Annotated in this window: 24 protein-coding genes; 11 read left to right on the top strand and 13 right to left on the bottom strand. The window is 45.1% G+C overall.

The window, feature by feature from the left end:
* Positions 1-154 precede the first annotated feature (154 nt).
* The 3 genes from RIH33_RS15700 (at position 155) to RIH33_RS15690 (ending at position 3,818) form a co-directional block, all read left to right on the top strand.
* Positions 155-757 carry a hypothetical protein gene (locus RIH33_RS15700; protein WP_406653275.1) on the top strand — a complete coding sequence of 201 codons (603 nt, stop codon included), beginning with the start codon at positions 155-157 and terminating at the stop codon, positions 755-757.
* A complete protein-coding gene (locus tag RIH33_RS15695; RefSeq protein WP_406653306.1) occupies positions 754-1,557 on the top strand; it encodes an exonuclease domain-containing protein in 804 nt (267 codons plus the stop codon). Before RIH33_RS15700 ends, RIH33_RS15695 begins: the two co-directional genes overlap by 4 nt.
* 89 nt (positions 1,558-1,646) lie before the next feature.
* Complete coding sequence (locus RIH33_RS15690) at positions 1,647-3,818, top strand: bifunctional alpha,alpha-trehalose-phosphate synthase (UDP-forming)/trehalose-phosphatase (protein WP_406653274.1); 2,172 nt, start codon at positions 1,647-1,649, stop codon at positions 3,816-3,818.
* Here RIH33_RS15690 and RIH33_RS15685 read toward each other — a convergent pair.
* Positions 3,813-5,594, bottom strand: coding sequence for a glycoside hydrolase family 15 protein (locus RIH33_RS15685; RefSeq protein ID WP_406653273.1), 1,782 nt, complete (start codon positions 5,592-5,594; stop codon positions 3,813-3,815). The two genes, RIH33_RS15690 and RIH33_RS15685, sit on opposite strands and share 6 nt — an antisense overlap.
* Before the next feature lie 437 nt (positions 5,595-6,031).
* Between RIH33_RS15685 and RIH33_RS15680 the strand changes: the two genes are divergently transcribed.
* Together RIH33_RS15680 and RIH33_RS15675 are read left to right on the top strand one after the other, a co-directional pair.
* Positions 6,032-7,129 (top strand): potassium channel family protein, encoded by a 1,098-nt coding sequence (locus RIH33_RS15680; RefSeq protein WP_406653272.1) that lies wholly within the window; start codon positions 6,032-6,034, stop codon positions 7,127-7,129.
* A complete protein-coding gene (locus tag RIH33_RS15675; RefSeq protein WP_406653271.1) occupies positions 7,126-7,575 on the top strand; it encodes a hypothetical protein in 450 nt (149 codons plus the stop codon). Before RIH33_RS15680 ends, RIH33_RS15675 begins: the two co-directional genes overlap by 4 nt.
* 20 nt (positions 7,576-7,595) lie before the next feature.
* Here the strand turns inward: RIH33_RS15675 and RIH33_RS15670 are convergent, their stop codons facing one another.
* Together RIH33_RS15670 and RIH33_RS15665 are read right to left on the bottom strand one after the other, a co-directional pair.
* On the bottom strand, positions 7,596-8,225 hold the full coding sequence (locus RIH33_RS15670) for a GPP34 family phosphoprotein (protein WP_406653270.1): 630 nt from the start codon (positions 8,223-8,225) through the stop codon (positions 7,596-7,598).
* 20 nt (positions 8,226-8,245) lie between these two features.
* Positions 8,246-9,535 (bottom strand): cation:proton antiporter, encoded by a 1,290-nt coding sequence (locus RIH33_RS15665; protein WP_406653269.1) that lies wholly within the window; start codon positions 9,533-9,535, stop codon positions 8,246-8,248.
* 156 nt (positions 9,536-9,691) lie between these two features.
* Here RIH33_RS15665 and RIH33_RS15660 point away from each other — a divergent pair, with 156 nt between their 5' ends.
* A complete protein-coding gene (locus RIH33_RS15660; protein ID WP_406653268.1) occupies positions 9,692-10,987 on the top strand; it encodes a D-alanyl-D-alanine carboxypeptidase in 1,296 nt (431 codons plus the stop codon).
* Here the strand turns inward: RIH33_RS15660 and RIH33_RS15655 are convergent.
* The 3 genes from RIH33_RS15655 to RIH33_RS15645 are packed head-to-tail and all read right to left on the bottom strand — an operon-like array spanning position 10,981 to position 16,837.
* Positions 10,981-12,384: a TolC family protein gene (locus tag RIH33_RS15655; RefSeq protein ID WP_406653266.1), complete on the bottom strand. Its 1,404-nt coding sequence runs from the start codon at positions 12,382-12,384 to the stop codon at positions 10,981-10,983. The two genes, RIH33_RS15660 and RIH33_RS15655, sit on opposite strands and share 7 nt — an antisense overlap.
* Positions 12,385-12,419: 35 nt before the next feature.
* Complete coding sequence (locus RIH33_RS15650) at positions 12,420-15,629, bottom strand: efflux RND transporter permease subunit (protein WP_406653264.1); 3,210 nt, start codon at positions 15,627-15,629, stop codon at positions 12,420-12,422.
* Positions 15,630-15,640: 11 nt separating this feature from the next.
* Positions 15,641-16,837 (bottom strand): efflux RND transporter periplasmic adaptor subunit, encoded by a 1,197-nt coding sequence (locus tag RIH33_RS15645; RefSeq protein WP_406653263.1) that lies wholly within the window; start codon positions 16,835-16,837, stop codon positions 15,641-15,643.
* Between the two features lie 147 nt (positions 16,838-16,984).
* On the opposite strand from RIH33_RS15645, the gene msrB (RIH33_RS15640) reads away from it, so the two are divergent.
* Together msrB (RIH33_RS15640) and lhgO are read left to right on the top strand one after the other, a co-directional pair.
* Positions 16,985-17,389: a peptide-methionine (R)-S-oxide reductase MsrB gene (gene msrB, locus RIH33_RS15640; protein WP_406653262.1), complete on the top strand. Its 405-nt coding sequence runs from the start codon at positions 16,985-16,987 to the stop codon at positions 17,387-17,389.
* 119 nt (positions 17,390-17,508) lie between these two features.
* Positions 17,509-18,726, top strand: coding sequence for an L-2-hydroxyglutarate oxidase (gene lhgO, locus RIH33_RS15635; RefSeq protein ID WP_406653261.1), 1,218 nt, complete (start codon positions 17,509-17,511; stop codon positions 18,724-18,726).
* Between the two features lie 77 nt (positions 18,727-18,803).
* Here lhgO and RIH33_RS15630 read toward each other — a convergent pair whose 3' ends face one another.
* Both RIH33_RS15630 and RIH33_RS15625 read right to left on the bottom strand, forming a co-directional pair.
* Positions 18,804-20,186 (bottom strand): M16 family metallopeptidase, encoded by a 1,383-nt coding sequence (locus RIH33_RS15630; RefSeq protein ID WP_406653259.1) that lies wholly within the window; start codon positions 20,184-20,186, stop codon positions 18,804-18,806.
* 7 nt (positions 20,187-20,193) lie between these two features.
* Positions 20,194-21,573 (bottom strand): M16 family metallopeptidase, encoded by a 1,380-nt coding sequence (locus RIH33_RS15625; RefSeq protein WP_406653258.1) that lies wholly within the window; start codon positions 21,571-21,573, stop codon positions 20,194-20,196.
* A 78-nt stretch (positions 21,574-21,651) separates the two neighbouring features.
* Here RIH33_RS15625 and msrB (RIH33_RS15620) point away from each other — a divergent pair, with 78 nt between their 5' ends.
* Positions 21,652-22,161 carry a peptide-methionine (R)-S-oxide reductase MsrB gene (gene msrB, locus RIH33_RS15620; protein WP_406653257.1) on the top strand — a complete coding sequence of 170 codons (510 nt, stop codon included), beginning with the start codon at positions 21,652-21,654 and terminating at the stop codon, positions 22,159-22,161.
* Here the strand turns inward: msrB (RIH33_RS15620) and RIH33_RS15615 are convergent.
* The 3 genes from RIH33_RS15615 to RIH33_RS15605 all read right to left on the bottom strand — a co-directional run bounded on the left by RIH33_RS15615 (position 22,145) and on the right by RIH33_RS15605 (position 24,483).
* On the bottom strand, positions 22,145-23,116 hold the full coding sequence (locus RIH33_RS15615) for a YheT family hydrolase (RefSeq protein WP_406653255.1): 972 nt from the start codon (positions 23,114-23,116) through the stop codon (positions 22,145-22,147). The two genes, msrB (RIH33_RS15620) and RIH33_RS15615, sit on opposite strands and share 17 nt — an antisense overlap.
* Positions 23,117-23,147: 31 nt before the next feature.
* Complete coding sequence (locus tag RIH33_RS15610; protein WP_406653254.1) at positions 23,148-23,942, bottom strand: hypothetical protein; 795 nt, start codon at positions 23,940-23,942, stop codon at positions 23,148-23,150.
* A 70-nt stretch (positions 23,943-24,012) separates the two neighbouring features.
* Positions 24,013-24,483, bottom strand: coding sequence for a DUF2452 domain-containing protein (locus tag RIH33_RS15605; RefSeq protein WP_406653252.1), 471 nt, complete (start codon positions 24,481-24,483; stop codon positions 24,013-24,015).
* Positions 24,484-24,671: 188 nt separating this feature from the next.
* Here RIH33_RS15605 and RIH33_RS15600 point away from each other — a divergent pair, with 188 nt between their 5' ends.
* Complete coding sequence (locus tag RIH33_RS15600) at positions 24,672-25,037, top strand: DUF3127 domain-containing protein (protein ID WP_159580455.1); 366 nt, start codon at positions 24,672-24,674, stop codon at positions 25,035-25,037.
* Here RIH33_RS15600 and RIH33_RS15595 read toward each other — a convergent pair.
* On the bottom strand, positions 25,026-25,295 hold the full coding sequence (locus tag RIH33_RS15595; protein WP_406653251.1) for a hypothetical protein: 270 nt from the start codon (positions 25,293-25,295) through the stop codon (positions 25,026-25,028). The genes RIH33_RS15600 and RIH33_RS15595 overlap by 12 nt on opposite strands.
* Positions 25,296-25,414: 119 nt before the next feature.
* Here RIH33_RS15595 and RIH33_RS15590 point away from each other — a divergent pair, with 119 nt between their 5' ends.
* Positions 25,415-25,939, top strand: coding sequence for a DUF2911 domain-containing protein (locus tag RIH33_RS15590; protein WP_406653249.1), 525 nt, complete (start codon positions 25,415-25,417; stop codon positions 25,937-25,939).
* 11 nt (positions 25,940-25,950) lie between these two features.
* Here RIH33_RS15590 and RIH33_RS15585 read toward each other — a convergent pair whose 3' ends face one another.
* The gene (locus RIH33_RS15585; RefSeq protein WP_406653248.1) at positions 25,951-26,403 is read right to left on the bottom strand and encodes a DUF302 domain-containing protein; all 453 of its coding nucleotides are present in this window, start codon (positions 26,401-26,403) and stop codon (positions 25,951-25,953) included.
* Positions 26,404-26,466: the final 63 nt, after the last annotated feature.

Raw genomic sequence — 26,466 nt, 5'->3', positions numbered from 1 at the left:
CTAGGGTGCGAATTGACACCTTTGTGGAACGAGTGATTTTGCACCACTTACCAACAAACTACCCTGTGGATAAATCTAGTTCCGGTGTAATGTGTCTAAAAGTTTGCCCCCGATCCTTTTTGGTTTATTTTTGAAATTCAGAGATGACAAACCCATGCAGATAAACACAGACCTAATTAAAAATAAACAGCGCATATACATTGGAGGCAACCATGGTGTAGAGGAAATTTTCGAAATCGTAGAACTGGTATTGAAGCATATCAACAAACCCGCGGATTTCTATACCCTTGGCACCGAGTTCACCAGTACAGACGCCCCCATCGTGATCATGAAGGGGGGTGATGACCAGCACAATGGAAAGGCCATCTTTCATCAATTGGGCATTCATATCCTTTTGATTCACAAAATAGAAGAAGACATACCATCTTCATACGACTCTTTCGATAGCTACCTCGCAGAGTTTGAGACCTTGGCCGACAACCTACCCAAAGCAGGTTGTTTCCTCTATTTTGAGGATGACGATGTGGCTTTACTCATGGGTAAAAAAGAGCGTGAAGATGTAAAAGAGATAGAATATACCTCTCTGGACGCCGAGGTTGTCTCAGGTGGTTTTTCTTTGAAGACAAGTGGAGGTTCTGTGACCGTCAAGACAGAGAATGTTCGTTTTCCGAATCATGCCGCCGGAGCCAAAGCGTTGCTTAACCGCATTGGCGTCTCCGATGACCAGTTTTACTCAGCCCTAAAATCAAAGGCATAATGCTCAAATTAAAAAACCCATTGGTCGTATTTGACCTGGAAACCACAGGTACTAATATTGCCAATGACCGAATAGTGGAAATGGCGTTACTTAAAGTAATGCCCGATGGCACGGTTGAAGAAAAAAGCAGACGCATCAACCCCACCATCCCTATTCCCCTGGAAACCAGCCTGATTCATGGCATATATGACGAGGATGTCAAGGACGAACCTAATTTCAAGCAGGTGGCCAAATCCCTGGCCACGTGGCTGGAGGGCTGCGACCTGGCTGGCTTCAATATCCTGAAGTTTGATGTGCCTATGCTGGTGGAGGAGTTTCTAAGAGCCAATGTGGATTTTGAGGTAGATAACCGAAAACTGGTGGATGCTCAGAAAATTTTTCACCTGATGGAAAAGAGAAACCTCTCTGCTGCGTATCAGTTTTACTGTGGCAAACCACTGGAAAATGCCCATAGCGCCCTGGCTGACACTCAGGCTACTTATGAGGTATTGATGGCTCAGATAGATAAATATGAAGGTGAGACCGTCAAGGATCTTCTTGGAAAAGAATTAGGCACCATCACCAATGACATGAACATCCTTCATGAACTGACCAATCAGAAAATGGTGGATTTGGCCGGCAGGATGGTCTACAATGACAAAGGCGAAGAAACCTTCAATTTCGGAAAACATCGTGGAAAGCTCGTATCAGAAGTTTTACAAAAGGAACCTAGCTTTTACGATTGGATGATGAAGGGTGATTTCCCTTTAGATACGAAGAGAAGACTTACCAAGATAAGATTAAGAAATAACTTTGGGTAAAACCCCGGCCCATTCTTTGCATTGACCCATCACTCTTTTCTAACAAAAAGAACTAAGGATTGTATCTTTAAAAGAGAAAGTAAAGCATTATGGCCAAAACGATCATCGTATCAAACAGATTACCGGTAAAAATCTCTCAGGAGAACGGAAAGTATAACTATATGCCCAGCGAGGGTGGACTTGCCACGGGACTAGGGTCTATATACAAAGATGGAGACAACATCTGGATCGGCTGGCCCGGACTGGCAGTCTCTAAAACTGATCATCAAAAAGAGATCACCAAAAAGCTGAAAACAGAGAGCATGAAACCGGTATTTCTCACCAATACCGAGATTGAGGAGTTCTACGAAGGTTTCAGCAACGAGACCCTCTGGCCGAATTTTCACTATTTCAATCAATACATCGTTTTTGATGATGACATGTGGCGTGCCTATCAGAAGGTAAACCGCAAATTTGCCCGTGCCATCGCCGAGGTATTGGAGCCAGAAGACACCATTTGGGTACACGATTATCAGCTCCTGCTTTTACCTGAGATGTTGAGAGAATTTGCTCCAAAGGCCAGCATTGGTTTTTTCCTTCACATCCCCTTTCCATCCTATGAGTCTTTCAGACTGCTGCCATGGCGCAGAGAGTTACTGGAGGGCATGCTGGGAGCAGACTTTCTCGGCTTCCACACCTACGATGACATGCGGCACTTTCTCTCATCAGTCAACAGATTGGCGGGGCTCGGCAATAGCAATGGAATGATCAATGTGGACAACAGAAAAGTGATGGTGGATGCCTTGCCCATGGGTATTGACTATGACAAATACGCTGAATCTGCTGCAGCAAAGGAAACCCTGGAAAGAGAAGCCCGATATCGAGAATCCATCGGTGATCAAAAGCTCATACTCTCTATCGACAGGCTCGATTATTCCAAGGGTATTCCACAACGACTCAAAGCTTTTGAATTGTTTCTGGAGCAAAACCCCGACTATAGAGAAAAAGTATCTCTGCTCATGGTCGTGGTACCTTCACGAGATCAGGTAGGTAAATACAAGGAACTCAAAGAAGAAATAGACCTCCTTGTGGGCCGGATCAATGGAAATTATTCCCGATTGAACTGGACCCCCATTCACTATTTTTATCGCTCCTTCCCGCTCAATGCACTGTCTGCATTTTATCGAATGGCCGAGGTGGCCATGGTCACTCCCATGAGAGATGGAATGAACCTTGTTTGTAAGGAATTCATTGCCAGTAAGCTGGACAAAAAAGGGGTACTTATCCTGAGCGAAATGGCCGGAGCTTCCAAAGAACTCTCTGACGCCATCCTCATCAATCCAAACGATATGGGTGAACTAGTCAATGCCATCAAAACGGCGTTGACGATGCCTGTTAAAAAACAAATGGCCAATATGATCAGCATGCAGCGATCGTTGCAGAGGTACAACATCCACCACTGGGTGAACCTGTTCATGGAACGTCTGAACCACATCAAGCATGAGCAGAAGGCCCTGGAAACCCAACTGCTAGACAAAACCATCACTTCAAGACTCACCAAAGGTTATCAGGCCGCCAAGAAGCGAATGATCTTTCTGGACTATGACGGCACATTGGTAGGATTTGATAGTGATCCTTTGAAAACCAAACCAGATAAAGGATTGAAGGCAATCCTGGCCAAACTGACTGCAGACAAAAGAAACCGGGTGGTCGTAATCAGTGGCAGAGGCAGAGACACCCTGGAGGACTGGCTGTCTGAGTTTGATCTGGAAATCATAGCCGAGCATGGCGTTTGGATCAAAGAAAAAGGGAAAAAATTCAGAACACTTACCAGCCTGAATGACAATTGGAAAGGTCCTATCATGAAGGTATTGGATGGTTACGTGGATCGTACTCCCGGAAGTTTTGTAGAGAAAAAGGACTACTCACTGGTCTGGCATTACCGCAAGGTAGAAACCGGCCTGGGAGAGGCCCGTACCAGAGAGCTTACCAGTCACCTGAAATACATTACCGTAGACCGAAACCTGAAAGTACTGGAAGGCAATAAAGTCGTGGAAATCAAAAATTCTGAAATTGACAAAGGACGTGCTGCCACGGTGTGGCTCAATAAGCACCCTTCAGACTTTGTGATGGCCTGCGGAGATGACTGGACAGACGAGGACACTTTCAAAGTCATGCCGGATAGTGCCTACACCATCAAGGTGGGCACTACCTCGTCAGCGGCCAAATATCGGGTCACTGACTTTCATGACATCAGGAAACTCCTGAAAAGCCTGCTATAAGAAGTCAGGCTTATCAAGTTTTCTTGCGATTCTGGAGGCTGCATTGAGCAGACCTACATGGCTATATGCCTGTGGGAAGTTACCCCACATGCCTCCATCCTTTTCATTAACGTCTTCACTGAGCAGCCCCACGTGGTTGGAGTAAGAGAGGATGTTCTCAAAATACCTGATGGATTCATCCAGTCTGCCCACGCATGCCAGGGCCTCTACATACCAGAAGGCACAAATTAGAAAAGTGGTCTCTGGTGCCCCAAAGTCGTCCTGATGTTTATACCGGTAGAAAAGTCCGTCTTTGGCGTGTAGCTCCTTTTCCAGGGCCTTCAAGTGATCCTTGGCCTCCTGCGTGTTGCCATCCAGATAGTTCATCATGATGAGCTGTAGGGTGCTGGCATCCATGCGCTCCACTCCTACGGCCTGAGCATAGCCCTTCTTGGAAGGCACGTAGCATTTCTCAATCATATCCCGTGAGCGCTTTTGCAACCGTGCAGCTTTTTCACCCATGGCTTTATCTCCTATCACATCAGCTATTTTCAGCGCTGCACTACTGCCCGTCCAGTGAAAAAGGTAAGTATAACAATGATGCTGGCGCAAATTCCTGAATTCCCACAAACCAGCATCCGTTTCGTCAAACGTTTTCTCTATCATATCCAGTGTTTTGCTGACCAGCTCAGATGAGTCAAATCGCTCAGTGAATATAATTCGCTTATCCGCATAGAGAGGAAGCAATGAGATCAACACCTGTCCATAGACATCATTTTGAATGTGAGTATAGGCATCGTTACCGATTCGAACGGGCTGGTTTCCCATATATCCTGCCAAATCAAGCTCCTTCTCGATCAGGGCTTTCTGCCCGCTAATGCCGTAGAGCGGTTGGTAGCGGTTGGTCTCTTCTATTGTGGTATTGAGGATATAGTGAAAATACTTCTCGGATTCCTCAAAGTGTCCAATGTTATTGAAGGCATTGAGGGTATAGTAGGTATCCCGCATCCAGCAATAGCGATAATCCCAATTTCGGGTACTTCCGGGCGACTCAGGCAAACTGGTAGTAGCCGCTGCAATAATGGCACCCGTATCCTCATACTGATGGATTTTAAGAATGAGGGCAGATCGAATGGCCGCTCGTTGATAAAAATTCACAATATTGGCAGTCTTCACCCAATCACGCCAATAATTCTTTGTTTTGTATAGAAAATTTTCAATCGTTTCAAGTAGTGGCCCTTCAAGTGGTGCCCCATAGGTGAAAACCAGGTATTTATTTTCATTCAACACAAAGCTCTCCTCGCTCATTACATAGTTGAGTGAGATGTTTGTGGTCAAACGTACATGGGCGTCCAATCCCAAAAACTGAATGTGGTTACTCCCCATGGTGGCCTGTGGATTGATCTCACCATAGTTACCCTTTGGGGCACATTTTACCACCAACCTGGGGTTGCCCTCCAGTCGCTCTATCTTCCTCACCAGCATGAGCGGTCGATAATACCGATCATTCTGATAAAATCTGGGCGCAAAATCGGTCACCCGGTATTTCCCAGTCTCTGACACCACTTCAGTACAGAGTATGTTGGTGTTCTCTACATAATATTGCTTGGTCTTAAAATCAGGCTCCAGTGGCTTCACGGAAAACTCTCCACCCTTTTCTTTATCCAGCAGACTACCAAAAATGAAACTACTGTCAAATCTTGGCCAGCACATCCAGGCAATGCTGGTGTCAGTATGAATGTGAGCGGTATATGCACAATTGCCAATTACACCATAATCATAAGTGTGTCTTTGCATAGGAGGAATTTTATTAAGATGAGTGGAATTCAAATGATTAAACAATAATGGTCATTTTTTTATCAATTCATAAAATAAAAGGATATAACATTATAATAAAAATAATTTTCAATTAGTTTTCTTGAAATACCAATAATTTCAACTATTCCGAATCCCTGGTCATTTATGCCCCTACCATGTGACCTCAAACCATTAAACCCGGGTAGTCTTCCACCTCACACCCAGAAAAGTGAAATATTTCCCCAGAAATATAACATTTCGTGGATTACTTATTAACCAAAAGCTCAATCGTTTGCAATATTTTTTCGATCAAATCTTAATATTTCAGCAAATTGGCCATAATATCCAAACTATCCTCTCTGAGCGATCAATCGGTAAAGAATTGAACTATAAGAGAAACCTTTTATATATATTTGGTTCGTCTGTAAGATCATCACATGCTCAAGGAACTCATAAATAACAAGACGTTTAGCATAGCCATTAAAATTGTCGCCGGCTTCATTGTGTATTTTCTACTACTGGCTGCATTGGTGCATGTGGAACAGGACAGCAACCAGTCAGCAATAAGAGATATGCAAAATGCCGTGTGGTATTCCATTGTTACGCTCACCACCGTGGGTTATGGAGACTTGTTCCCTGCCACAATATACGGGCGAGCCATTGGCTATATTTTCATCTTTTTGAGTTTGGGTATCTACGGATTATTAATCGGTCAATTCACTAACCTTATGGCTACTATTCAGGAAAACAAAAAACTAGGCTACAATGGCACGACATTCGAAGGCCATGCTGTGATCATCGGATGGAATGAGTTCGGAAAAATGGTTCTCGAACAATTAATTGGTGTCGGGAAGCAGGTAGCAATATTTACCAACAATCGGGAGGACATAGATCACATCAAAGATCTATACGGAACCAAAAACATATTCACCCTCTACGGTGATTTTGGAAGCCAGGAACTACTCAAAAAAACCAACATTGAACAATCTTCTATTGTCTTTGTCAATCTGGACAATGACACAGAGAAGCTAGTGTACATCCTGAATCTCAAAAAGATATTCCCCAACCTGGATTATGTGGTGACCCTTGATAATGGAGACCTCAAAAACACCTTTGTAAGCGCTGGGGTTACCAATACCATTTCCAAGCATGAGATTTCATCCAAATTGCTGGCTTCCTACATGTTCGAACCGGACGTGGCCAGCTACAGTGAATCCATTATGTCATTTGCCAGGGGTGATGGTGATTACGACATCAAGCAGCTTCTGATCATTCCCACCAATCCATACGTGGGTAAAGCGTATCAGGAAGTATTTTTCGACCTCAAAAAACGCTTCAATGCCGTGCTCATCGGCATTACCAAAAGGGATAAATATGGCAACAAAAGACTGATTAAAAACCCATTGGGTGAGCTCAAAATAGCTCCCGGAGATTACCTCATCATCATCATGAATGGCAAAGCTTTTAAGCTTTTGAGGAAAATGTTCGGAGTAGACGAAGGGTATATCAGAGAGACATCAAAGAATAAGAAATGAAAACGTACAGAAATTTAGCCGTTACACTCGTTGCAGTGCTTATCATCTATGGCTGTGAAAACCGTGACATCAACGAAGGAGAGGCATTCAGGCCTAGAGAAATTCACGAAGATATCGTCTTCAATTTTGATAAAATAACTGTAGATGGCATAGAGTACCTCATTCTGGAAAAGGACAACAACAACCCGCATGAGGGGTTTGGCTTTATGGCCTTCAGGGCCAACAAGCTCATGGAAAAGCAGGACACCATGATGGCCTATTTTCGCACGCTGAGGGATTTTCAGGTACTCACCTATGCAGCTATCACCAAGCGACCAGCTGAAGGGGTGAGTGAGGAATTTGAAAGGTTATTCAACTACTATCTAAATGAAGAGGAGTCTGAGCTATTACTACTAGAGGAAAACGAACTCCGTAGCAGTAGAAGTACTACTCCAGTTCAGGAGTAGACTTCACTTGATTTCATTGATTAATTCCCAAAATACTTCTTCAGCTCTCTTAGTGCTGTAGCAACTTCTGGAGTAAGTACCGGAGAATCCACCATATCTTTAGCAACTTTCACTGCATCGATCAGTTCATCTTTGTCTCTGAATACCTCATCCAGAATCTGGCAGTCGTAAATCAGAGACATCAGAATCACAAAGGAGATAGTAGGTTTGGCACTCTTAAAAACGATGGTTTTCAGGCTATTTCTGATATCCTGCTCAAACGAATAATTGGCATTATCCATTCTTTCAGAAAGTGGTATCCACATCAGTTTCGTAGCCTCTTTTCTCAGAATCCCCCTTTGCACCAACAGCTGATTGAGGTCTTCCTGAATGTCCTTAAAATGATGAGCAAGATCCTCCACTGCATCCAGAAAATTCAATCCGGTCTTGAGCTTTCGCAAAATACCATCCAGAATGCCATTGCCTGTACCAGACTGCTCTACAGACGAGATCTTGTTGTCTTTCAATCCCACCTTCTTCAGAAGGTGCAGTTCAAGAATAGCAGCACTAATCAGTCCTGGCACAATCGTCTTTTCAGCCGCAGCCAAAAGGCGTCCTTCTTCATCGTCAAGGGCAATCAGATACAAACCCTCAGCTATGCTAATCTTCATAAGTAATCGTTTTTATTATTTTAATCCTTCAATAAAAATCCCATTGTAAGGCCCTGAACCAAAATAGAAAAAACCACACAACAATACGTTGTAAACAGAATGGTTTCCTTAATGACTGGTTCCATCCAGGTGAATTCTGCGAGAGAAAGCGCCAGTGCTACTGAAATACCACCCCTCAAACCTCCCCAGGTCAGTATAATAATGGTCTTTGGTTCAAAAGTACGGAAAATAGACATGGCTTTTATTGGCAAAGAAACTCCGATAAATCGTGCAGTAAGCACAATCAAGATACCAGCGCCCCCTACAAGAAAGCTGGTAGGCGAGAAGGTATTCGCAATCACAATCATCTCCAGCCCTACGAGAATAAACAAAATAGCATTCAGTGCCTCATCCAGTAAGTGCCAGAACTTAAACACATACTCTCCGGTGGCATTGGCAAGCTTCTCATCCCTACCCTCATTTCCAATAAAGAGTCCCATCACCACCATGGCCAATGGTCCCGATACGTGGATTAACTCCGCCAGTCGACCTCCCACCATCACCAGGGTAAGTGTAACAAGTACTTCAAGCTCCACGTGATCATTGTCAATAAAGTTCAGCAAGCGAAAGCCCAGGAAACCAAAAATGGCTCCCATCAGGACACCACCTACAACCTCCTGACCAAATAAGATAGCCACAGAGGACGCGGTAATTTCACCGGCTCCGTGAGCGCCATGGGCAGCTTCAGCTCCACCATAAGTAGACTGAGCGATTCCCAGTATGGTTAAGAAAATAACCACTCCTACACCATCGTTAAAGAGAGATTCACCCGCAATCTTAATTTCCAGATTTTTGGACATCCCGAATTTCTTAATCAAAGCAAGTACGGCAATCGGATCTGTAGGAGAAATCAAGGCTCCAAACAAGAGACAGAAGATGTAGTCAATCTCCACACCAAGTACAGGGAATATGTAATAAACCAAAGTACCTACAATGAAAGTGGACAGTAGTGTTCCCACTGTGGCCAGTACCAACACCGCCACCCTTTCTTCCAGAAGTTTCTTCAAATCCACTGACAAGGCCCCTGCAAAAAGCAGGAAGTTCAGCATGACACCAAGCAAGACCTCTTTGAAATCAAATTCAGTAATAATATGCTCTGCAGCGCGTGTGACCGAGGGGAATATGTAACCAGCCAGTAAAATAACCACCGACATCATGAGGGCAATAGCCATCAGCCCAATGGTACTGGGAAGCTTGAGAACTGTAATGTTAATTAAGGTAAATACGGCGGCTAAAAATATTAATAGCGTGATTAGGTCGAGTATGCTCATTTGGTGAATGGTAATGGCTTAGAAATTAGTCCATATTGGCAATGCCAAAATAAAAACAAAAATATTACAAAAAAAATAATGGTTGACTTTTATTCCTTCCTAAAATAGGCTAAAATCCATCATAATTCTAAATAAAAGCGGATTTTTATTGACAACATGAAAAATCACCCATTCTGGCATATTGCAATATTTTGTGTTTTAGTCTTTATCCTCCCCAGCTGCAACTCCCTGAGAAAACTGGCCACATCCAGAGATATAGATACGTATCTCAAACAGTCGGAAATTTTCAGGAAGGAATTCACCGGATTTGCACTCTACGATCCGCTATCAGGGAAGTATCTGAAAACAAAAAACGCGGATCTGTACTTTACGCCCGCCTCCAACACTAAAATCCTCACTACTTTCGCCTGTCTCACATCTCTACCAGACTCTATCCCCTCTTTTTTAGCTCAGAGATTTGCTGACACCATCCGGCTGGAGCCGTTGGGTGATCCTACTTTTCTCCACACGGACTTCCCTACCCAGCCAGTTATTAACAAACTCAAAAACAAGACCCTGGAAATTCACCTGCCAGAAAGTGAACTTACTCCTTTTGGGCCCGGGTGGGCCTGGGATGATTATCAATACAGCTATCAAACAGAGCGATCCTGGATGCCCATCTATGGCAATGAGGTCCGTATTTTCAACAGGGATACGCTAAGTGTGGTCCCGGCTTTCTTTAAAGACTATATCAGTCTCTTTGTGGGTGAAAAGCCCGGAAGCCTTGTCTATCGTGAACGTAAATTTAACCTCTTCAATATATGGATGGAGCATGACACCTCTTCATTCGAGAGGAAAATCCCTTTCGACTATAGTCATGAACTCCTGGCAAGACTTCTCTCAGACACTACCAACGCTGGAGTCTCGTTCAGCAAGACTCCCCTGAGTAGTTACAACACGCTGTATAATGAAGCACTGATTCCAGCACTCACGCTTATGATGCAGCGCAGTGATAATTTCCTGGCCGAACAACTCCTCATTACAGCCGCCAGGTATAGTGGGTATAACAACCTGGATGCCTTCAGAAATCACCTTCTTTCTGAATGGCACCTCTCATCCCCCATTCAGTGGGTTGACGGCTCGGGCCTTTCCAGATACAATCTGTTTACTCCCAAATCCCTCGTAGAGGTCCTGTCGCAGATATATGGGCAGCTGTCCTGGAATGAAATAGAAATGATATTCCCCACAGGTGGAGCCTCCGGCACTTTGAAAAACTGGTACCCCGGAAATCCACCTTATGTTTTTGCCAAAACCGGAACGCTCAGCAACAATCATTGCCTGAGTGGGTTCATTGTCACCAACTCAGGCAGAAAACTCATTTTTTCATTTATGAACAACAACTACCTCACTCCTGTAAGTGCAGTAAAGGCAGAGATGCAGACGGTGCTGGAAGCAATCCGCGATGCCTATTGATCTGATGGAGCAGTCTCAGGTGTCGGCTCGGCATGCTCGGAGATCAATCCTCCGGTCAGCCTCATCAACTCTACTTTGGAATCCATCAAGTTGTAAAGTGCCTGTAGTTTTTGGGTGACAGCTGTCAGATAATTATTTTGCAATACTCGGAAATCAAAAGAATTGATGGTGCCACTTTTAAACTTCTGCTGCGAGATATCAAGGTTGGTTTGTGCTGCATCGGCACTTCTTGCACTGATACCGTAAAGTTGTCTTCTGATAAGGTAGCGTTCGTAAGCCTCATTTAAGTCCTGACTCAATGCCGTTTTCAACTGATCAACACGAAGGTTGCCGATATCCTCCTGCACCACACTATTACGGATAGCGCGGTTCACCTTGCCACCATTAAACAGATTGAAACTCAATGTGAAATTGGCAAAATAAGTGCCGGTCTTGGACACATATGGCTCTGCAGGATTGTTATAGTTGCCATCGGGGGATTCTGCACTGGTCAAGTCATTTACGTTTCTATTCCATTGATAGCCCGCGTTTAATCGTAGTGTAGGATACAGGTCTGCACGGTTTTGTTTTACCTGTGTTTCCAAAATCGACTGAGAGATGTAAATTTTTTGTAGATCAACATTTTCAGAATACATCTGCTCTTCCAGGCTTTCCAGCGCATAGGTTTCAGTTTCAAAGATCAAACTGTCGGTGAGTATGTATTCTTCGTTGATATCATCATTGACCATCAGCACATTCAGACTCCTTAATGCATTGTGGTAGGTCAGTAGTTGGTTGATGTAGTTGCTAGAGTCTGTCAGGTAGTTATTTTCTTCCAGTAGTATATCTGAAGTCACTGCACTTCCCAGTTCGTACTTCGTATTGGTGTACTCATATCGGTCCCTACTCAAATCCAACTGGGTCTGAAATGCTGCCAACCGATCCTTCTCCAATACCGCATTGTAATATGCCAGAATAATGGCTTGGAGCGTATTGGATACTACTACATCGGCATTTTGCATCGATTCTGAATGCAACTGTTCAAGACGCCTTTTTGATATGATGGCTTTATTTCCCTGGAAAATAGTCCAATTGACATTGAGGGCAGGAGACATTGAAAAGCTCCGCTGATCGTTCAGCCTAAAGCCTGGGAAGGTCTGACCTCCAAAAAACTGATCTCCCCTATTTTCATTACGTGTGCTATTTTGGCTCTGGACATCCAAACTCACAGAAGGTAATATCCCAGCTTCTCCCCAGCTATTGTTGTTATCGGCCACTATCACATTTTTCCGCTCTATGCGGATGTCATAGTTCCTTTCCAGAGCGATAGCAATCGCATCACTGAGCGAAAGTGACTCCTGGGCCTCGGCCAACCAACCACCGGCTATAAAAAGAATGAGTAAAGTATAATACTTCATTTACTTCAAAATTGTCTTGTTAAAAATTGTAAGGTTTAAGCCGATTCCTTGTATTCCTCCAGACGCTTTTCGTCCAATAGCACACGCTCCACATCTTCCCTGGAAGGTTTCTCACCAGTCCAAAACCAGCGTAGAGCTCTCCTGACGTCATTGAAAATGAGGATCAGAACCGGGAAAAACAACAAAATGATGAATGTGCCAATGAGTACTCCATACGCCACGGATATGGCCATAGGGATCAGAAACTGAGCCTGAAAGCTGGTTTCCTTGATCAATGGATACAGACCCAGCACTGTAGTCAGGGATGTCAGCATAATCGCCCTGAACCTGGCAATACCAGCCTCATATGCTGCCTGATACACCGTTAAACCATCATCTTTCACCAGGGAGTTAAACTTTGACAAGAACACCACAGCATCATTGATAATCACCCCGGAAAGGGCCACCATGCCCCACACGCTCAGCAGCGAAACCGGCAACTCACGGCCACTGATCCAGGACTCTACCCCGTGCCCAAACATGGCACCAAACCAACCCAAGGGTATCATAACCACGATGAGCAGGGCTTGATAAAATGACCTGAAAGTGATCATCAGAATAAAAAAGATCAACAAGAATGCTCCTCCGAAAAACAAGCCTATTTCAGCTCTGGCACGTTCACTTTCCTTGGACTGTCCGCCATAATCAATCGCCACAGAAGGGAACTTAGCCTTAAGCTGAGGCACAATGGTCTCCTCTATTCTCTTGATAATTGGGGGTACTTCTGCAAAAGGATCCTGCAAATCAGCCTCCACTGTCACCGCCCTTGATGAATTAAAGTGCTTGATCCCGGATACGCCGCGCTCAATGCGATAGTCGGCGACCTGGGTCAGTGGAAATTCCTGGCCAGATGCTGTCTTGATCTTAAGATCTTCCAGCTGGCTGATACTTTCACGGCCGCTATTGGGATAGCGCACCCATACACGCAGTTCGTCATTGCCCTTCATAAAGCGCTGAACTTCCTCACCAAAAAAGCCCTGGCGCATTTGGCGAGTGATGTCATCATGCGTCAACCCCAGGAAATAAGCTTCGGGACGCAAATCAAACAACATCTCTCTTCTCCCCACAGGCACATTATCCTGAATCTCCTTGAGGTCGGATATATTGCCCAGTTCACTTTTCAAAAAGTCCTTAGCCTCCTTGAGTTCTGTATAATTTTTACCCAAAAGCATAATGGAAACTGGCTTACCCCAGCGGTTACCTCCACCTATGCTAAATTTTTCTGCTTCGGGCACAGGACCAATTTCCTTCCTGATTTTATTGATCAGGTCAAATTGGTTAATTCCGTACTCGTCCAACTCCTCATACATCACGTTCACATTACCCGCATGAGATCCGCTCTCACCATCACCGGAAAAGCCCACATTAGTGAACGTGTAAGTAATAATGTCCTTCTCGGTTTCAAATTCCTCTTTCAGGTCGTCATTGACCTTCCAGACGGCTTCATTGAACCTGGTCAGGTAAGACTCCACTTTCTGCTCACGCTCACCTGGCTTGAAGGAGATGTTCACATTGAAGCTATTGAATGGGATCTGAGGAAAAAATGTGGCCTTGATCTGGCCTCCTGCCAATAAACCAATCACTACGACCAAAAAGCCGAGCAACACAGCCATTGACACCATTCTGTATTTCATGGAGTAGCTCAGCATCCTTCCATACACCTTATATCGCATAAAGTCAATGCCATTGTTCAGCACTTTTCTGATCTTATAGCTTCGGGTGTCTTCTTTCTTCACACTCAGTACCTTCTTACTGGCAAGGTGCGCTGGCAGGATAAAAAATGCCTCCAACAGGGAGAAACTCAAACTGAAAATCACCACATAGGCCATGTCCTTCAAAAATTCGAATCCTCCTGTAAGGAATAGCAAGGGAAGGAACGCCACGATGGTGGTAACCACCGATGTAAGCACCGCAGGGAGTACCTCCAGGGTTCCTCTTACGGCTGCCTGTATGGGATTCTTCGATTTCTCAAAATGGGCATAGATATTTTCAGCGATCACAATCCCATCGTCCACCAAAATACCGATCACCAGGATCATTCCGAAAAGCGAAATCATATTCACGGTAAGCCCCACAAATGACCCGAGAATAAACATCCCAAGGAAAGACGAGGGTATACCCCAAGCCACCCAGAATGACAGTCTGATACTCAAAAACAGTCCAAGCGAAAGCAAAACCAGGAGGAGTCCTACCAAACCATTGGAGGTTAGCAGGTCCAGGCGCTGGGTCAGCATGTTATTGAAATCCCACGTGGTAGTCAACTGTACCGCGTCATTATTTTTATTAAACTCTTTCACATAAGCATCGACAGCTTCCGATATTTCGGTCAGGTCTTCAGCTTCAAGCTTTCTTACTTCCAGAAAAACAGCCTGTTTCCCATTGAGCAAAGCTTTGCTGGGCTGGTCGGCGAACTGTTCTTTAATGGTTGCTATGTCCCTCAGAAGCAGTTTGCTTCCATCGGTATTACTTCGCACCACAATCTCGGATATCTGATCAGCTTCGGTTTCCTTAGCCTTGGATCGGATAAGAATCTCCTCGCTGGCCGACTTAATAGATCCTGCCGAAATGTCCCTATTGTTCAGCCTGACCGCACTCGCTACCTGATCAAAAGTGAGGTTATACCTTCTCAGGGTTTCTTCACTCACCTCAATAGAAATCTCGAGGGGCGGAAAACCAGACACATTAATCTGACTGATACTGCCAGTGGCCAACAGGTCATCCTCAATGCCCTCGGCATATTCCTTCAGCGTTTTCAGGCTTACATCCCCTGTCAAACCCAGCCACTGAGCTGTAGAGCGCTGGCGCTGTTTGTAAACAATGGGCTTTTCGGCCCCCACAGGAAATGAAGAAATGCCATCTACTGCATTTTTTACTTCTGTGTATACCTCGTCTATATCGTAATTATCAAAAGTAAGGATGGAGATGCTCGCACTGTTTTCCGAAGAAGTGGAAGTGATCTCATCAATCCCCGCAGTAGATTTGAGCGCCTCTTCTATTTTGGTGGTCACCCCCTCTTCCATCTCCTCAGGAGAAGCTCCGGGATAGGTCACGGAGATATTGATCACCCTGTCCTTGGCCGTCGGAAAGAAAGATTTCTTCGTATTCAGGAAGCTCACCACGCCACCAAATAGGGTCAGCGCAATCAGGATGTTGGCCATTATAGGATACTTAACAAAATAGGCTACTAGACCTTTTATAGTACTCATAGTCTCAATTTTTAGTTAGATCCGAGGTTTCCACCGACAGGTGGGTTGGCAGAATCAGGCGCTCCGGTTTCACGGTCTATGTCTTTTTGTTCCAGTTTAAACACGACCATATTGTTATGAGCACTCACAAGTGGCTCCACCACCAGGTCCTCACCTACCTCGAGTCCACTGATAATTACATCCTCATCCATCGTACGATGCACAAACACCTGCTTCACTTTCAGCAGTGTATCCTCCACCACGAAAACCTCATTGGAGTTGTAAAGGGCACTTCGCGGGATAATCATCCCATTTTCCACCTTCCGGGCCGGAATGGCGGATTGAATGAACTGTCCATCGTAAATCTTCTGTTTCCCAGGCTCTATAGAAATAAAAACATCTACGGACTGGGTGTTTTGGTTCACAAAATCACTCATCCGAATCACCTCTCCTTCCCAACTCTGCTGAGTTTCTTCAGAATAAATCTCTACAGGAGTCCCGAGCTGTACCCAGGGAATGTCCTTTGTCTCCACCGATACTTTGAGCTCGTGGAGGCCTGTTCTGATGATGGTTCCAATCTTGGTTCCCGGATTAATAAAAGCACCGGATTCCATATTCACCTCAGAAATACTCCCGTCGAAGGGCGCATAATAGCGATACTTCTTCAGGCGCTCCTCAGCACTTTTGATGGTATAAAAGGTGGAATATATCCCTTTGGTAGCCATGAAAGTCTTTTCCTTTTCAGATTTGGCTTCCGGTAGCTCCGGCAAGTCTTTGTTGATATCAATAGAAGCAAAATAAGCTTCCCAGGCCTCAAAATTACCAGAATGGTCAATCTTCATGTCTGGCAATATGGCTGCAATGTCCCTCAGAAAATTGCTTTTTTGAGACTTAAGGGTAAGCGTGGCTTCTTTATCGTCAATGTAAAAAAGCAGAGAGCCTTTTCGGAAATTCTGTCCCTCCTTGAGCCTTACCTGACCTTCAAACATCCTTCCGGAAACTTCTGAAAGCAAATCAAGAGATTGGGCTGTTTGCACCCTGCCAAAAGCCATTACATGCGTCTGAATGTCCTCATAAGAAACGGGGACTGTTTTGACATATTTCTTTACTACAGGTGGTTTCTTGATTTCCGGGGCCTCCTTCTGTCCGGCAAAGAAAAAGCTCATTCCAAAAGCCAATACCAAAACTCCCAATGTGATCCCGAGGATCATCCATTGTCTTTTTTTCATGTTAGTTTTTAATAGATTGTGATAAGTCAAAAGTGTTAAAAGGATTTCATCGCCTTTTGTTGCAAAAAAATAAGCTTACTTGATGAGCGGAAAAAAAAACACTTTGAACTGTTATTGAGTATAATAAGAGGCAAAACTAATTGAATAATGAGCAAAACAGAGAAAATAGATTTAACCGATGCGGACTGGAGTGAGAAACTCACACCCGAACAGTATCATGTGCTCAGAGAAAAGGGCACAGAGCGTGCCTTTACAGGTGCGCTACTCAATAATAAAGCTGATGGAATTTATGAATGTGCAGCCTGTGGCAACCCGTTGTTCAAATCAGACACCAAGTTCGATTCGGGCTCAGGATGGCCCAGTTTTTTCGAACCCTACTCCAAAGGCTCTGTAGTACTCAAAATGGACAAATCCTTTGGGATGGTGCGTACTGAGGTAGAATGCGCCCGATGCGGCGGACACCTGGGCCATGTCTTTCATGATGGGCCACAGCCCACAGGAGAGCGCTATTGTATGAATAGCATCTCGCTAAACTTCAAAGCAGAGGAATAATCACATCCCTATCCTTTGCATGGAATGAGGTAGTAATTGGGTAGAATAAAATCGGCCCACCCAAGTTCCATAATAAATCAAAATCGACATATTTGCCTGTTCAAACTGTATGAAAAGGCATGTATAATGTAGTCGTAATTGGGGGAGGCATCGTTGGCCTGGCGTCTGCCCTCAAAATCAAAGAAAGTAATCCCAAACTGCGGGTGGCCGTAGTGGAAAAGGAAAAAGGACTGGCTACCCACCAAACTGGACACAATAGTGGGGTGATTCACTCAGGACTGTATTATAAGCCCGGCAGCCTGAAGGCCAAAAACTGTGTGGATGGATACCACAAACTCTTAAGGTTTTGCGACGAAGAAGAAATCCCATACGAGCTCTGTGGTAAGATCGTGGTGGCCACCAACGAAGAGCAAATCGACACGCTGAATATGCTCTATGAGCGTGGGATCCAAAATGGACTCACCGGGATGAAAAAGCTCAACAAAGAGGAATTGAATAACTATGAACCACATGTCAATGGCATCCAGGGCATTCATGTTCCTCAGACAGGAATAATCGACTATAAAGCTGTAGCAGCCAAGTATGCTGAAAAAATCCGGCACTTTGGTGGCGACATCTTTCCGGACAATAAGGTGCTGGACATTGAGGAAAATAAAGGGTTCATTCAGGTGATCACTCAGCACCAAACCCTGACGGCCCGACTGGTCATTAACTGCTCAGGACTGTTTTCAGATAAAGTGGCTAAGCTCACTGGTGTACCGGTAAACTATCGGATCATCCCATTCCGGGGTGAGTATTTCAAACTCAAAAAGGAAAAAGAACATCTGGTGAAAAACCTGATCTACCCTGTACCGGATCCCAATTTTCCATTTCTAGGCGTGCATTTCACCCGCATGATCGGTGGCGGAATTGAAGCGGGGCCCAATGCCGTACTGGCCTACAGAAGAGAAGGTTATACCAAATCCGACATCAACCTGGGCGAGTTGGCCGGCACGCTGGGGTGGAAAGGATTTAGAAAAGTGGCCGCAAAATACTGGAAAACAGGATTGGGTGAGTTTTACAGATCGTATTCCAAATCAGCTTTCACCAAAGCCCTGCAAGAGCTCCTGCCAGAAATTCAAAAATCTGACCTGGAACCGGGCGGATCAGGTGTGAGAGCCCAGGCATGCGACCGGGAAGGCGGCCTTATCGATGACTTTCTGATCCTGGAAAGCGACAAAGTGATCAATGTGGGCAATGCACCCTCTCCGGCAGCCACCTCCTCACTGGCCATAGGCGAGCATGTGGCGGCCCTGGCCCTGAAACGATTTGAAAAAGTGACAACAGAAAAGGTCTGACAAAAAAAGGCCCTCAATCTGCGATTGAGGGCCTTTTTAACACCAAAGAGTTAAAACTTATTCTCAGGGAATCGCTTTCAGAAATTATCCAAAGCGTTTTGATAGTCTTCAATTTGTTTCTCTATCACCTTTTTGTCCCCTACCACCACAATAGTCATTTTCTCATAGTCAAGATATTTACGTGTCATCTCGGTCACCTGCTCAGGAGTGACGGCATAAACGTTCTTCACATATTCTGTGAGGTATGAGTCATCCAGTCCATACAGGTCAAGAAATGAAAGCTGACCTATGATCCCGCCTGGTGACGAGTTTTGCAGCACAAATATCCCTGCTCTATAATTCTTGATCCCATCCAACTCCTCAGCTTCAGGAACCTCGTTTCTCAGTTTGTTGATCTCGTACGAAATCTCCTTGAGAGAAGGCCCGGTAACATCAGTGGTCACATCGGCCATTTCATACCAGGTGGCCGAGCCATACCTGGTGTCAACTGTACTTCTTGGTGAATAGGTATAGCCTTTGTCTTCCCTGATATTCGAAGTGATCCTGGAAGCGAACGATCCGCCTAATAAATAATTGGTCACGGAAAGTGGAATAAAATCCGGATGAGAAGGATCTACTACCGGCAGCCCCATGATGATGGTAGACTGTGGGGCATCTGCTCTATCCAGAATTTCCACTCCGGGTTTAGCCACCGCCTGCGGCACCTCGAAGCTTACAGCCGGGCCTGCGGCCCACTGCGAAAAGGCGTTGGTTACTGCTTCTTTCATAGCGCCCTCATTGAACACCCCAGCCACGTAGACCACTGTGCGTTGAGCGCCAAAATTGTCATCGTAGAATTTTCGCACATCTGCTACAGTGTAGCTATCAAGCATTTCCTCTGTCGGGTAAATATCTCCGTAAGGATGATCTCCATAAATAACCTTATTGAATTTCTCCGTAGCCTGAGGCTGCGGCCTGGACATCTGAACACTCAGGTTGCGTTTTCTGTCGTTGATCAACCTACTGAGCTCGCCCTGAGGAAAAGCAGGTCGTAGCAATACATCCGCAATCAGGTCTACAAGGTCCGCTCCAAATTCAGACAGCACTTCTCCGGAAGCTGTGGTCTGGTTCGGCCCCACACTCACATTGACCTGGCCACCCATATTCGCTGCTGCCAGAGATACCTCCTGAGCAGTGCGAGTGATAGTGCCCTCCTGCATCAGATCAGCTGTGATATCTGCCAGCCATACCTGTCCTTTTGCTTCATGAATATTGCCGGTTTTCACTACGGCACTAACAGTCACCTTAGGCAGGTTTCCATAGGGGATCATCACCACGGTCAGGCCGTTATCAAGTTTTAAAGTGGTCTTCTCGGGGAGGGTGAAATTCTTCGGAGTACCTCCAGCGGGTGGTGTTTGTTTCTGAGCAAATACAACCAGACAAAAAACGATGTTGAATAAGTATAATATAATGCGCTTCATGACCTTATCAATTTTCTTCTGTGGTAGGTTCTAAAATCAAAATTGTTCGGTTTTCAGGTACGAGGTATTCCTCAGCCGTCCGTTTCAAAATCTCCGGGGTGATTTTCCTAAACTCACCTTCCAGGAGGTTGATCCTTCCGGGATCATCATCAAAAAGGGCAAAAGAAGCTAAAAGGTCAGCCCGTCCAAATCCAAAAAAGCCTCCCAAATTGGAATAAAGGTCCGATCTCATTTTAATCAATGCCCGGTCCAGGTCTTCCTGGGTCACTTCCTTTGATTTAAAGTCATCAATCGCCTGATTCAACACCGCTGTAATACTATCCGAGGGTACTTCCTGGTCATGAATGAGTGATCCCATCCACAGCATGGGGCCATTATAATTGAACATATTGCCGAGCATATTGATCCCTCCATCCACAGAGCCCGTATACCCTTTCTCCTTTACAAACCGCTGATTCAGCAGCGCGTCGTCCCCCTGAAGCAATAGTTGATCAATCAGTCCCATGGCATAATACTCCGATGTATTGCGCTCAGGCATATGATAGGCAAAGGCCAAAGCCGGCCGAGTGGCAAGCTTATCTGGCTTACTAAATACCTTTTCGGCTGTTTGCCTGGGCTCCGAAATATCCGCTACCGGAGGCAACTCAGCTGAAGGCAGGTCGCCAAAGTATTCCTGAATCCACTCTTTGGTCTCCTCTTGCTCAAAATCGCCTACTACCACCAGCACTGCATTATTGGGCGCGTAGAAGGTATCAAAAAAGCTTTTCACATCTTCAAGTGTGGCCGCATCCAGGTCTTCCAAATCTCCGTAAAAGTTATGAGCATTGTACCAGTTTTCATTGGCGTATTGGGGCATGTCCAGCCAGGGAAATCCTCCGTAAGGCTGATTAAGCACATTCACCTTCACCTCATTTTTCACCACTCCCTGTTGATTGATCAGGTTATCCTCCGTAATGGCTAATCCGCTCATTCTGTCCGCCTCTGCCCATAACGCTGTTTGTAGTTTGTGAGCAGGCAAGATTTCAAAATAGTTTGTAAAATCGAATCTGGTGGAGCCATTGAGGACCCCCCCATTTTGCTGCACCAGTTTCACAAATTCCATTTTACCCAGGTTTTCAGATCCCTGAAACATCATGTGTTCAAAAAGGTGAGCAAAACCCGTACGATCACGGGGCTCAATCCTAAACCCAATGTTATAATATACCGCCACAACCACGGTGGGAGCAGTTTTATCCTGAGAAAAAACCACTTTCAATCCATTGTTGAGCTTATAATAATCTACTGGCACCTGGTATGAATAATCCTGCGGGGCCTCTGATTGAGGGGTGTTACACCCAAACATCAAAGACAACAGGCATACTCCCGCCCATCTGTTTATTTTTTTCATATCAAAAAAATTAAAACTTTTAGGTATGTGTTTGTTGTTAAAGTTAGCAAATCAGTCGGCCCACTAATCAGACTTTTTATGAACGGATTAAAACTATTAGGTACGGTAATGATCATCGGGATGCTCAGCCATGCATGTGCTCAGGAGAAAAAGGAGCAATTACCCACCTCAGAGAACCCCACAGAAAACCATATTATCCCCATAAAACTGGCAGATTCAGAGTGGAGACAGAGGCTTTCCCCGGAGGCTTATTATGTGATGCGGGAACAGGGTACGGAGCGTGCTTTTACGGGAACTTATTGGGACAATAAAGCTGCGGGAACTTATGTATGCAAAGCCTGTGATTTGCCCCTGTTCAGCTCGGAAACCAAATTTAAATCCGGCACCGGATGGCCAAGCTTTTATGAGCCTTTGTCCAAATCAAATGTAGGGGAAGAAAAGGATACCTCCTACGGGATGGCTCGTACCGAAGTGCATTGCGCACGTTGCGGTGGTCACCTCGGGCATATTTTCCCTGATGGCCCCAAACCAACGGGTTTGAGGTATTGCATCAACTCTGTTTCTCTTAATTTTAAGCCAAAGGACTGATTACCTCCTGGTCGATAAACTCTTCGGCTCGCAGCTCCATGTAGCTGTAATTATTCCCAGCCAAAGTAAACCCTACATGCCCTCCACGGGCAGGTGTTTCTAAATAAACAAAATCACTTTGGTGGGCCAGGTCATAAGGTGAGCATGCCGGACCCAACATTGGATCGTTTTGAGCATTCACGATCAACACCGGTACGCGTATGTCTGACAGATACTGATCGCAGGTAGCAGACGCAAAAAAGTCGTCCTTATCCTGAAAACCATGAAGAGGTGCGGTGTACCTATCGTGAAAGGTGTCAAAATCTTTCAGAGTGTCTATCCCCTCCAGAGAAACCTCGGGATGAATTTCCGCTTTGATTCTGATTTTCTCAACAAGCTTTTTCAAAAATCGCTGCTCGTAGATTCTATTCTCCCTTTTCAGGAGTTGGAGTGCACTGTCTCGCAGACTGCAAGGCACTGAGAAAAAGACGCCACCTTTAATTGCGCTCCCATGTGATCGTTCACCCAGGTATTTCAGGCTCATACTCCCACCCATGGAATACCCCATAAGTACCACCGTCTTGTAATTCTCCTGCAATACCCGATCAATGACAACCGAGAGATCCTCCGTGTCGCCATGATGGTAGAATCGGGGCAAACGATTCATCTCTCCGCTACAGCTCCGGCAGTTCCATGCCATGACATCCCAGCCTTTATCTCTAAAAAATTTAGCTGTACGCTTGACATAGAACCTTTCCGATCCACCTTCAAGTCCGTGTGTGATCACGATACATTTACTCTTACCCGCCTTGATCCAGTCTAAATCCAGAAAATCACCATCCGGGAGCTCAAGCCGCTCCCGCTCATAGAGGTCATCGGACACCTTAAAGAACATGGAAGGTACAATGGTCTCAACATGAGCATTAAAAAAGTAAAACGGAGGATTTTGGTATCCCGATTTTTCAATAACAGGCATTCACGTTATTTATAAAATCCGTGTATCGGACTTAATTATCAAGTGCCCCATCTTCCACCCAGCAGGCTATTAGGTCTATTTGGCTTTGACTAAGATCTGGCCGTCCGGCGGGCGGCATTTGTCCGGCGCTGGTTCGGATCTTGATTCGAGCTGCCTGTCCAATGACAGAGGCCTTACTGGTCAGCTGTGGCGATTGAACATCACCATGACATCCTTGCACGGCACAATGGGCACTAATGATAGGCATAATATCAGCATCAAGACTTACATCCGTGAGTATGGTAGCAGAAACAGACGCCACACAGCCGCTTTCATCTTTCACCGAAAAGCTATGATCACCTGCTTCAAGGCCACCAAACTCTGAAGACGCCTGAAATGTGACTCCATCGCTACTGTAACTGTAATCTCCGTTGCCAGATGACGCACTGATCGAAACAGTACCATTTGACTCCCCGCAACCGGTTGGTGTCTGACTTGCAACTGTCAGGGTCACTCCGCCATTTGCAGCTTCAATAGTTGTGGTTACGCTAGATGTACACCCCGCTTCATCCATGGCAGTGATCGTATAATCACCCGCGGACAAGTCATTGAAAGTACCTTCCTGTTGAAAATTCGTTCCATTGATACTAAAGGTTACTAATCCGGTTCCACCGGAAGTGGCTGCTACGAGTTGCCCCTGTCCAGCACAAGTGGTAGGTGTAGTACTGGCAATGTTCACAGTCAAGTCTGAATCTGTGCAGTCCATCTTCAAATCACTCTCCTTCTCGGACGAGCAGGAAACCACAATCAACAGAAGGAGAAAGGAAATCTTGGAGTCTATTTTCATTTGAGAACGGGTATGTGAATTAACATCAACTGTAATAACGTACAAAAACGCCAAAGTAGATTTAAAAGTATTAATCCTCTTCTTCCAAATGATCTTCTAACACCTCCCAGGTATGATCAGAAAGCAGTCGAACGGAGGCTTCATGCTTCTCAAAAGGCAGCTGGCGTCCCCACTCGGCTGGCGCGATCATAGAAAGGAAATCGCTTCCATCTTTTCTCCTGTACAGGTGATAAACCTGATGGATAACCGGGGTAAAATTCAGCGTAGACTGATAAATCCGCTCAGAGACCTTCACCCGTTTCTTGAGTTCATGAGCCTGCTCCATGAGGAGCTGCATCTGAGCCATCACCTGCCTAAACTGCCGGTCTGTTTGATCATGCATGGCGGCCAGGGCCTGTCCTCTGATTTTCCCCTTATCTTCGGGCCTGATAAGTGCACTGCCCACTGTGTGAGCAAATGCGATTAATCCTGGGAAATCGGTAATTTTTTCACGCTCCTTCTCCAGATCAATTTTGGAGACATCAATTTTGTTTGCTTGCATCTTTTATTCAGCTATACGTTCGGGCAGGCTCTTTTTTGCTCCTGGCCAGGTCGTTCTTTGGCTCATGTCATAGCCAATCACCACCATGATAATGAGAAATATAACGGCCACAATAAAAAAAACCTTCTTAGATCTTTTCATATCCATCAAGTGAACTGCAAATTTGAGGAATAGTTTTTAGATAAGATATGACGATAGACGGTAAATTAATAGAGAAGTCTCCTACCCAGGATGTAACAGACTCTTTTAAGAAAAGAGAATTTGTGGTAGAATACGCAGAAAATCCACAATATCCGGAGTTTTTGAAATTCGAACTCATTCAGACCAATTGCCAGCAATTGGACGGTTTCGAAGTAGGAGATGAAATGACCATTTCCTTCAACCTGAAAGGGAGAAAGTGGAATGATCCCAAAGGCGGGACCAAATACTTCAACAGCCTTCAGGCATGGAGATTAGACAAAAAATCAGGATCAGGGGATACGCCTCCCCCTCCGCAAACTGATGAAGGGTGGATGAAGGAGGACTTCTCCTCGGATGAGGACCTACCCTTTTAAGTTGCGCTTTTTCCTGAAGGTAATGGGAATATAGTCGTCGGTGGGCAGTCCAAGGTGTGCAAGGTCCCAATCACGGTCATAATTATTGACCAGTTGGCGAATGCACTCCACCCTATCTTCTGTGGGAAAAGGACATTGATCCCAGTAGAAAATTTCAACGCGATAGTTATATTGCTTTTTGATACCATTTACCCGTACCTCAACTTCAATGTCCTGTTCTTCGTTAAGTTGAGGAATGTCGATGCCTATGATTCCCATGAGTGTTTTCGTTTGTTTCCATTGGGTTCACAAAAAATATACCCAATTACTTAACAGACTTATTATCAATCAATTAAACAAACAACCTATTGAGCAAGTGCCCGTTTAAGAACATGAAAATGTCCAAAATCAGACCACACATAGGATTAGCCGTACTTGTTTTCAGCCTGGGCTTACTGACTACCTCCTGTAATAGCAAAGCAGAACACCGCCCCTCACCACCAGCCAGCGACTCTGTGCAGGTGAATGGAGTGTCGATCAATATAGAATATAGCAGCCCGGGGGTGAAGAAGCGCAAAATCTGGGGTGAGCTGGTTCCATACCATGAAATCTGGCGAACGGGAGCCAATAAAGCAACCTATTTGAAAACTTCCGGAGATCTCCTGATTAATGGCGAGACACTCCCAAAAGGTAGTTACTCTATTTTCACAATCCCAACAGACAGTACCTGGACGATTATATTCAATGAAGAATGGGATCAATGGGGCTCATACAACTATAATCAAAACAAGGATGTTTTCAGACTCATTGTTACGCCGAGTAAATCGGATTTCGATGAGCGAATGAAGTTTACCTTAACAAAGGAGGCCTTAACTTTTGATTGGGAGGAGTTGTCCTACGAACTGTCGCTTACCACTCCATAGAATCACCAAAGCTACTTCAACTCACGAATGGCATCCATGGTCACCCTGATCATCAGGTCACCAAGTGCCTCTATGGTCTCATCGCATTCATTGATCATGAAACGTCGTTTCATAAACTTGGGGTCCATGAAGCCCAAATAGACATCACCGAATTCCTCCCAGACAATAATTTCAAGCGGAAGATCCAGTGCCGCAGTCTGCTGACAGTTAATCAAGCTGGTAGTTAGTCGCGGATCCTCAAACAGAATACTTCTGGTAGGAGGCAGCTTCATCCCTCTTTCTTTCGCTATCTCATCATGAGACACTACTTCAAAAAAGATCAAATCCTCCTTTGAATCAATAATCTCCAAAATTTTGGCAACCGTTTCATCCACACCTTTCTCGGTTCTGAACACCGACAAATTTTGACTGTGAGAAAGCTGAAAGCCAAAGACCAAAAACGCACAACAGATGAACTTTAACATGTGAAAGGTGCCCGAAAGAGCATTAACCATTTGCTAAAAAAAGAAATCTTAGGGTCCGGGAAA

This window comes from Marinoscillum sp., from assembly GCF_040222955.1.
GTDB lineage: Bacteria > Bacteroidota > Bacteroidia > Cytophagales > Cyclobacteriaceae > Marinoscillum.
This window is presented reverse-complemented; position numbering and strand designations above follow the sequence as displayed.

What these genes read in the sequence shown, in the direction of transcription:
- RIH33_RS15700 (WP_406653275.1), top strand. Translation starts at nt 155, where the DNA reads ATGCAGATAAACACAGACCTAATTAAAAATAAACAGCGCATATACATT.
- RIH33_RS15690 (WP_406653274.1), top strand. Translation starts at nt 1,647, where the DNA reads ATGGCCAAAACGATCATCGTATCAAACAGATTACCGGTAAAAATCTCT.
- RIH33_RS15685 (WP_406653273.1), bottom strand. Translation starts at nt 5,594, where the DNA reads ATGCAAAGACACACTTATGATTATGGTGTAATTGGCAATTGTGCATAT.
- RIH33_RS15680 (WP_406653272.1), top strand. Translation starts at nt 6,032, where the DNA reads ATGCTCAAGGAACTCATAAATAACAAGACGTTTAGCATAGCCATTAAA.
- RIH33_RS15675 (WP_406653271.1), top strand. Translation starts at nt 7,126, where the DNA reads ATGAAAACGTACAGAAATTTAGCCGTTACACTCGTTGCAGTGCTTATC.
- RIH33_RS15670 (WP_406653270.1), bottom strand. Translation starts at nt 8,225, where the DNA reads ATGAAGATTAGCATAGCTGAGGGTTTGTATCTGATTGCCCTTGACGAT.
- RIH33_RS15665 (WP_406653269.1), bottom strand. Translation starts at nt 9,535, where the DNA reads ATGAGCATACTCGACCTAATCACGCTATTAATATTTTTAGCCGCCGTA.
- RIH33_RS15660 (WP_406653268.1), top strand. Translation starts at nt 9,692, where the DNA reads ATGAAAAATCACCCATTCTGGCATATTGCAATATTTTGTGTTTTAGTC.
- RIH33_RS15655 (WP_406653266.1), bottom strand. Translation starts at nt 12,384, where the DNA reads ATGAAGTATTATACTTTACTCATTCTTTTTATAGCCGGTGGTTGGTTG.
- RIH33_RS15650 (WP_406653264.1), bottom strand. Translation starts at nt 15,629, where the DNA reads ATGAGTACTATAAAAGGTCTAGTAGCCTATTTTGTTAAGTATCCTATA.
- RIH33_RS15645 (WP_406653263.1), bottom strand. Translation starts at nt 16,837, where the DNA reads ATGAAAAAAAGACAATGGATGATCCTCGGGATCACATTGGGAGTTTTG.
- msrB (WP_406653262.1), top strand. Translation starts at nt 16,985, where the DNA reads ATGAGCAAAACAGAGAAAATAGATTTAACCGATGCGGACTGGAGTGAG.
- lhgO (WP_406653261.1), top strand. Translation starts at nt 17,509, where the DNA reads ATGTATAATGTAGTCGTAATTGGGGGAGGCATCGTTGGCCTGGCGTCT.
- RIH33_RS15630 (WP_406653259.1), bottom strand. Translation starts at nt 20,186, where the DNA reads ATGAAGCGCATTATATTATACTTATTCAACATCGTTTTTTGTCTGGTT.
- RIH33_RS15625 (WP_406653258.1), bottom strand. Translation starts at nt 21,573, where the DNA reads ATGAAAAAAATAAACAGATGGGCGGGAGTATGCCTGTTGTCTTTGATG.
- msrB (WP_406653257.1), top strand. Translation starts at nt 21,652, where the DNA reads ATGAACGGATTAAAACTATTAGGTACGGTAATGATCATCGGGATGCTC.
- RIH33_RS15615 (WP_406653255.1), bottom strand. Translation starts at nt 23,116, where the DNA reads ATGCCTGTTATTGAAAAATCGGGATACCAAAATCCTCCGTTTTACTTT.
- RIH33_RS15610 (WP_406653254.1), bottom strand. Translation starts at nt 23,942, where the DNA reads ATGAAAATAGACTCCAAGATTTCCTTTCTCCTTCTGTTGATTGTGGTT.
- RIH33_RS15605 (WP_406653252.1), bottom strand. Translation starts at nt 24,483, where the DNA reads ATGCAAGCAAACAAAATTGATGTCTCCAAAATTGATCTGGAGAAGGAG.
- RIH33_RS15600 (WP_159580455.1), top strand. Translation starts at nt 24,672, where the DNA reads ATGACGATAGACGGTAAATTAATAGAGAAGTCTCCTACCCAGGATGTA.
- RIH33_RS15595 (WP_406653251.1), bottom strand. Translation starts at nt 25,295, where the DNA reads ATGGGAATCATAGGCATCGACATTCCTCAACTTAACGAAGAACAGGAC.
- RIH33_RS15590 (WP_406653249.1), top strand. Translation starts at nt 25,415, where the DNA reads ATGTCCAAAATCAGACCACACATAGGATTAGCCGTACTTGTTTTCAGC.
- RIH33_RS15585 (WP_406653248.1), bottom strand. Translation starts at nt 26,403, where the DNA reads ATGTTAAAGTTCATCTGTTGTGCGTTTTTGGTCTTTGGCTTTCAGCTT.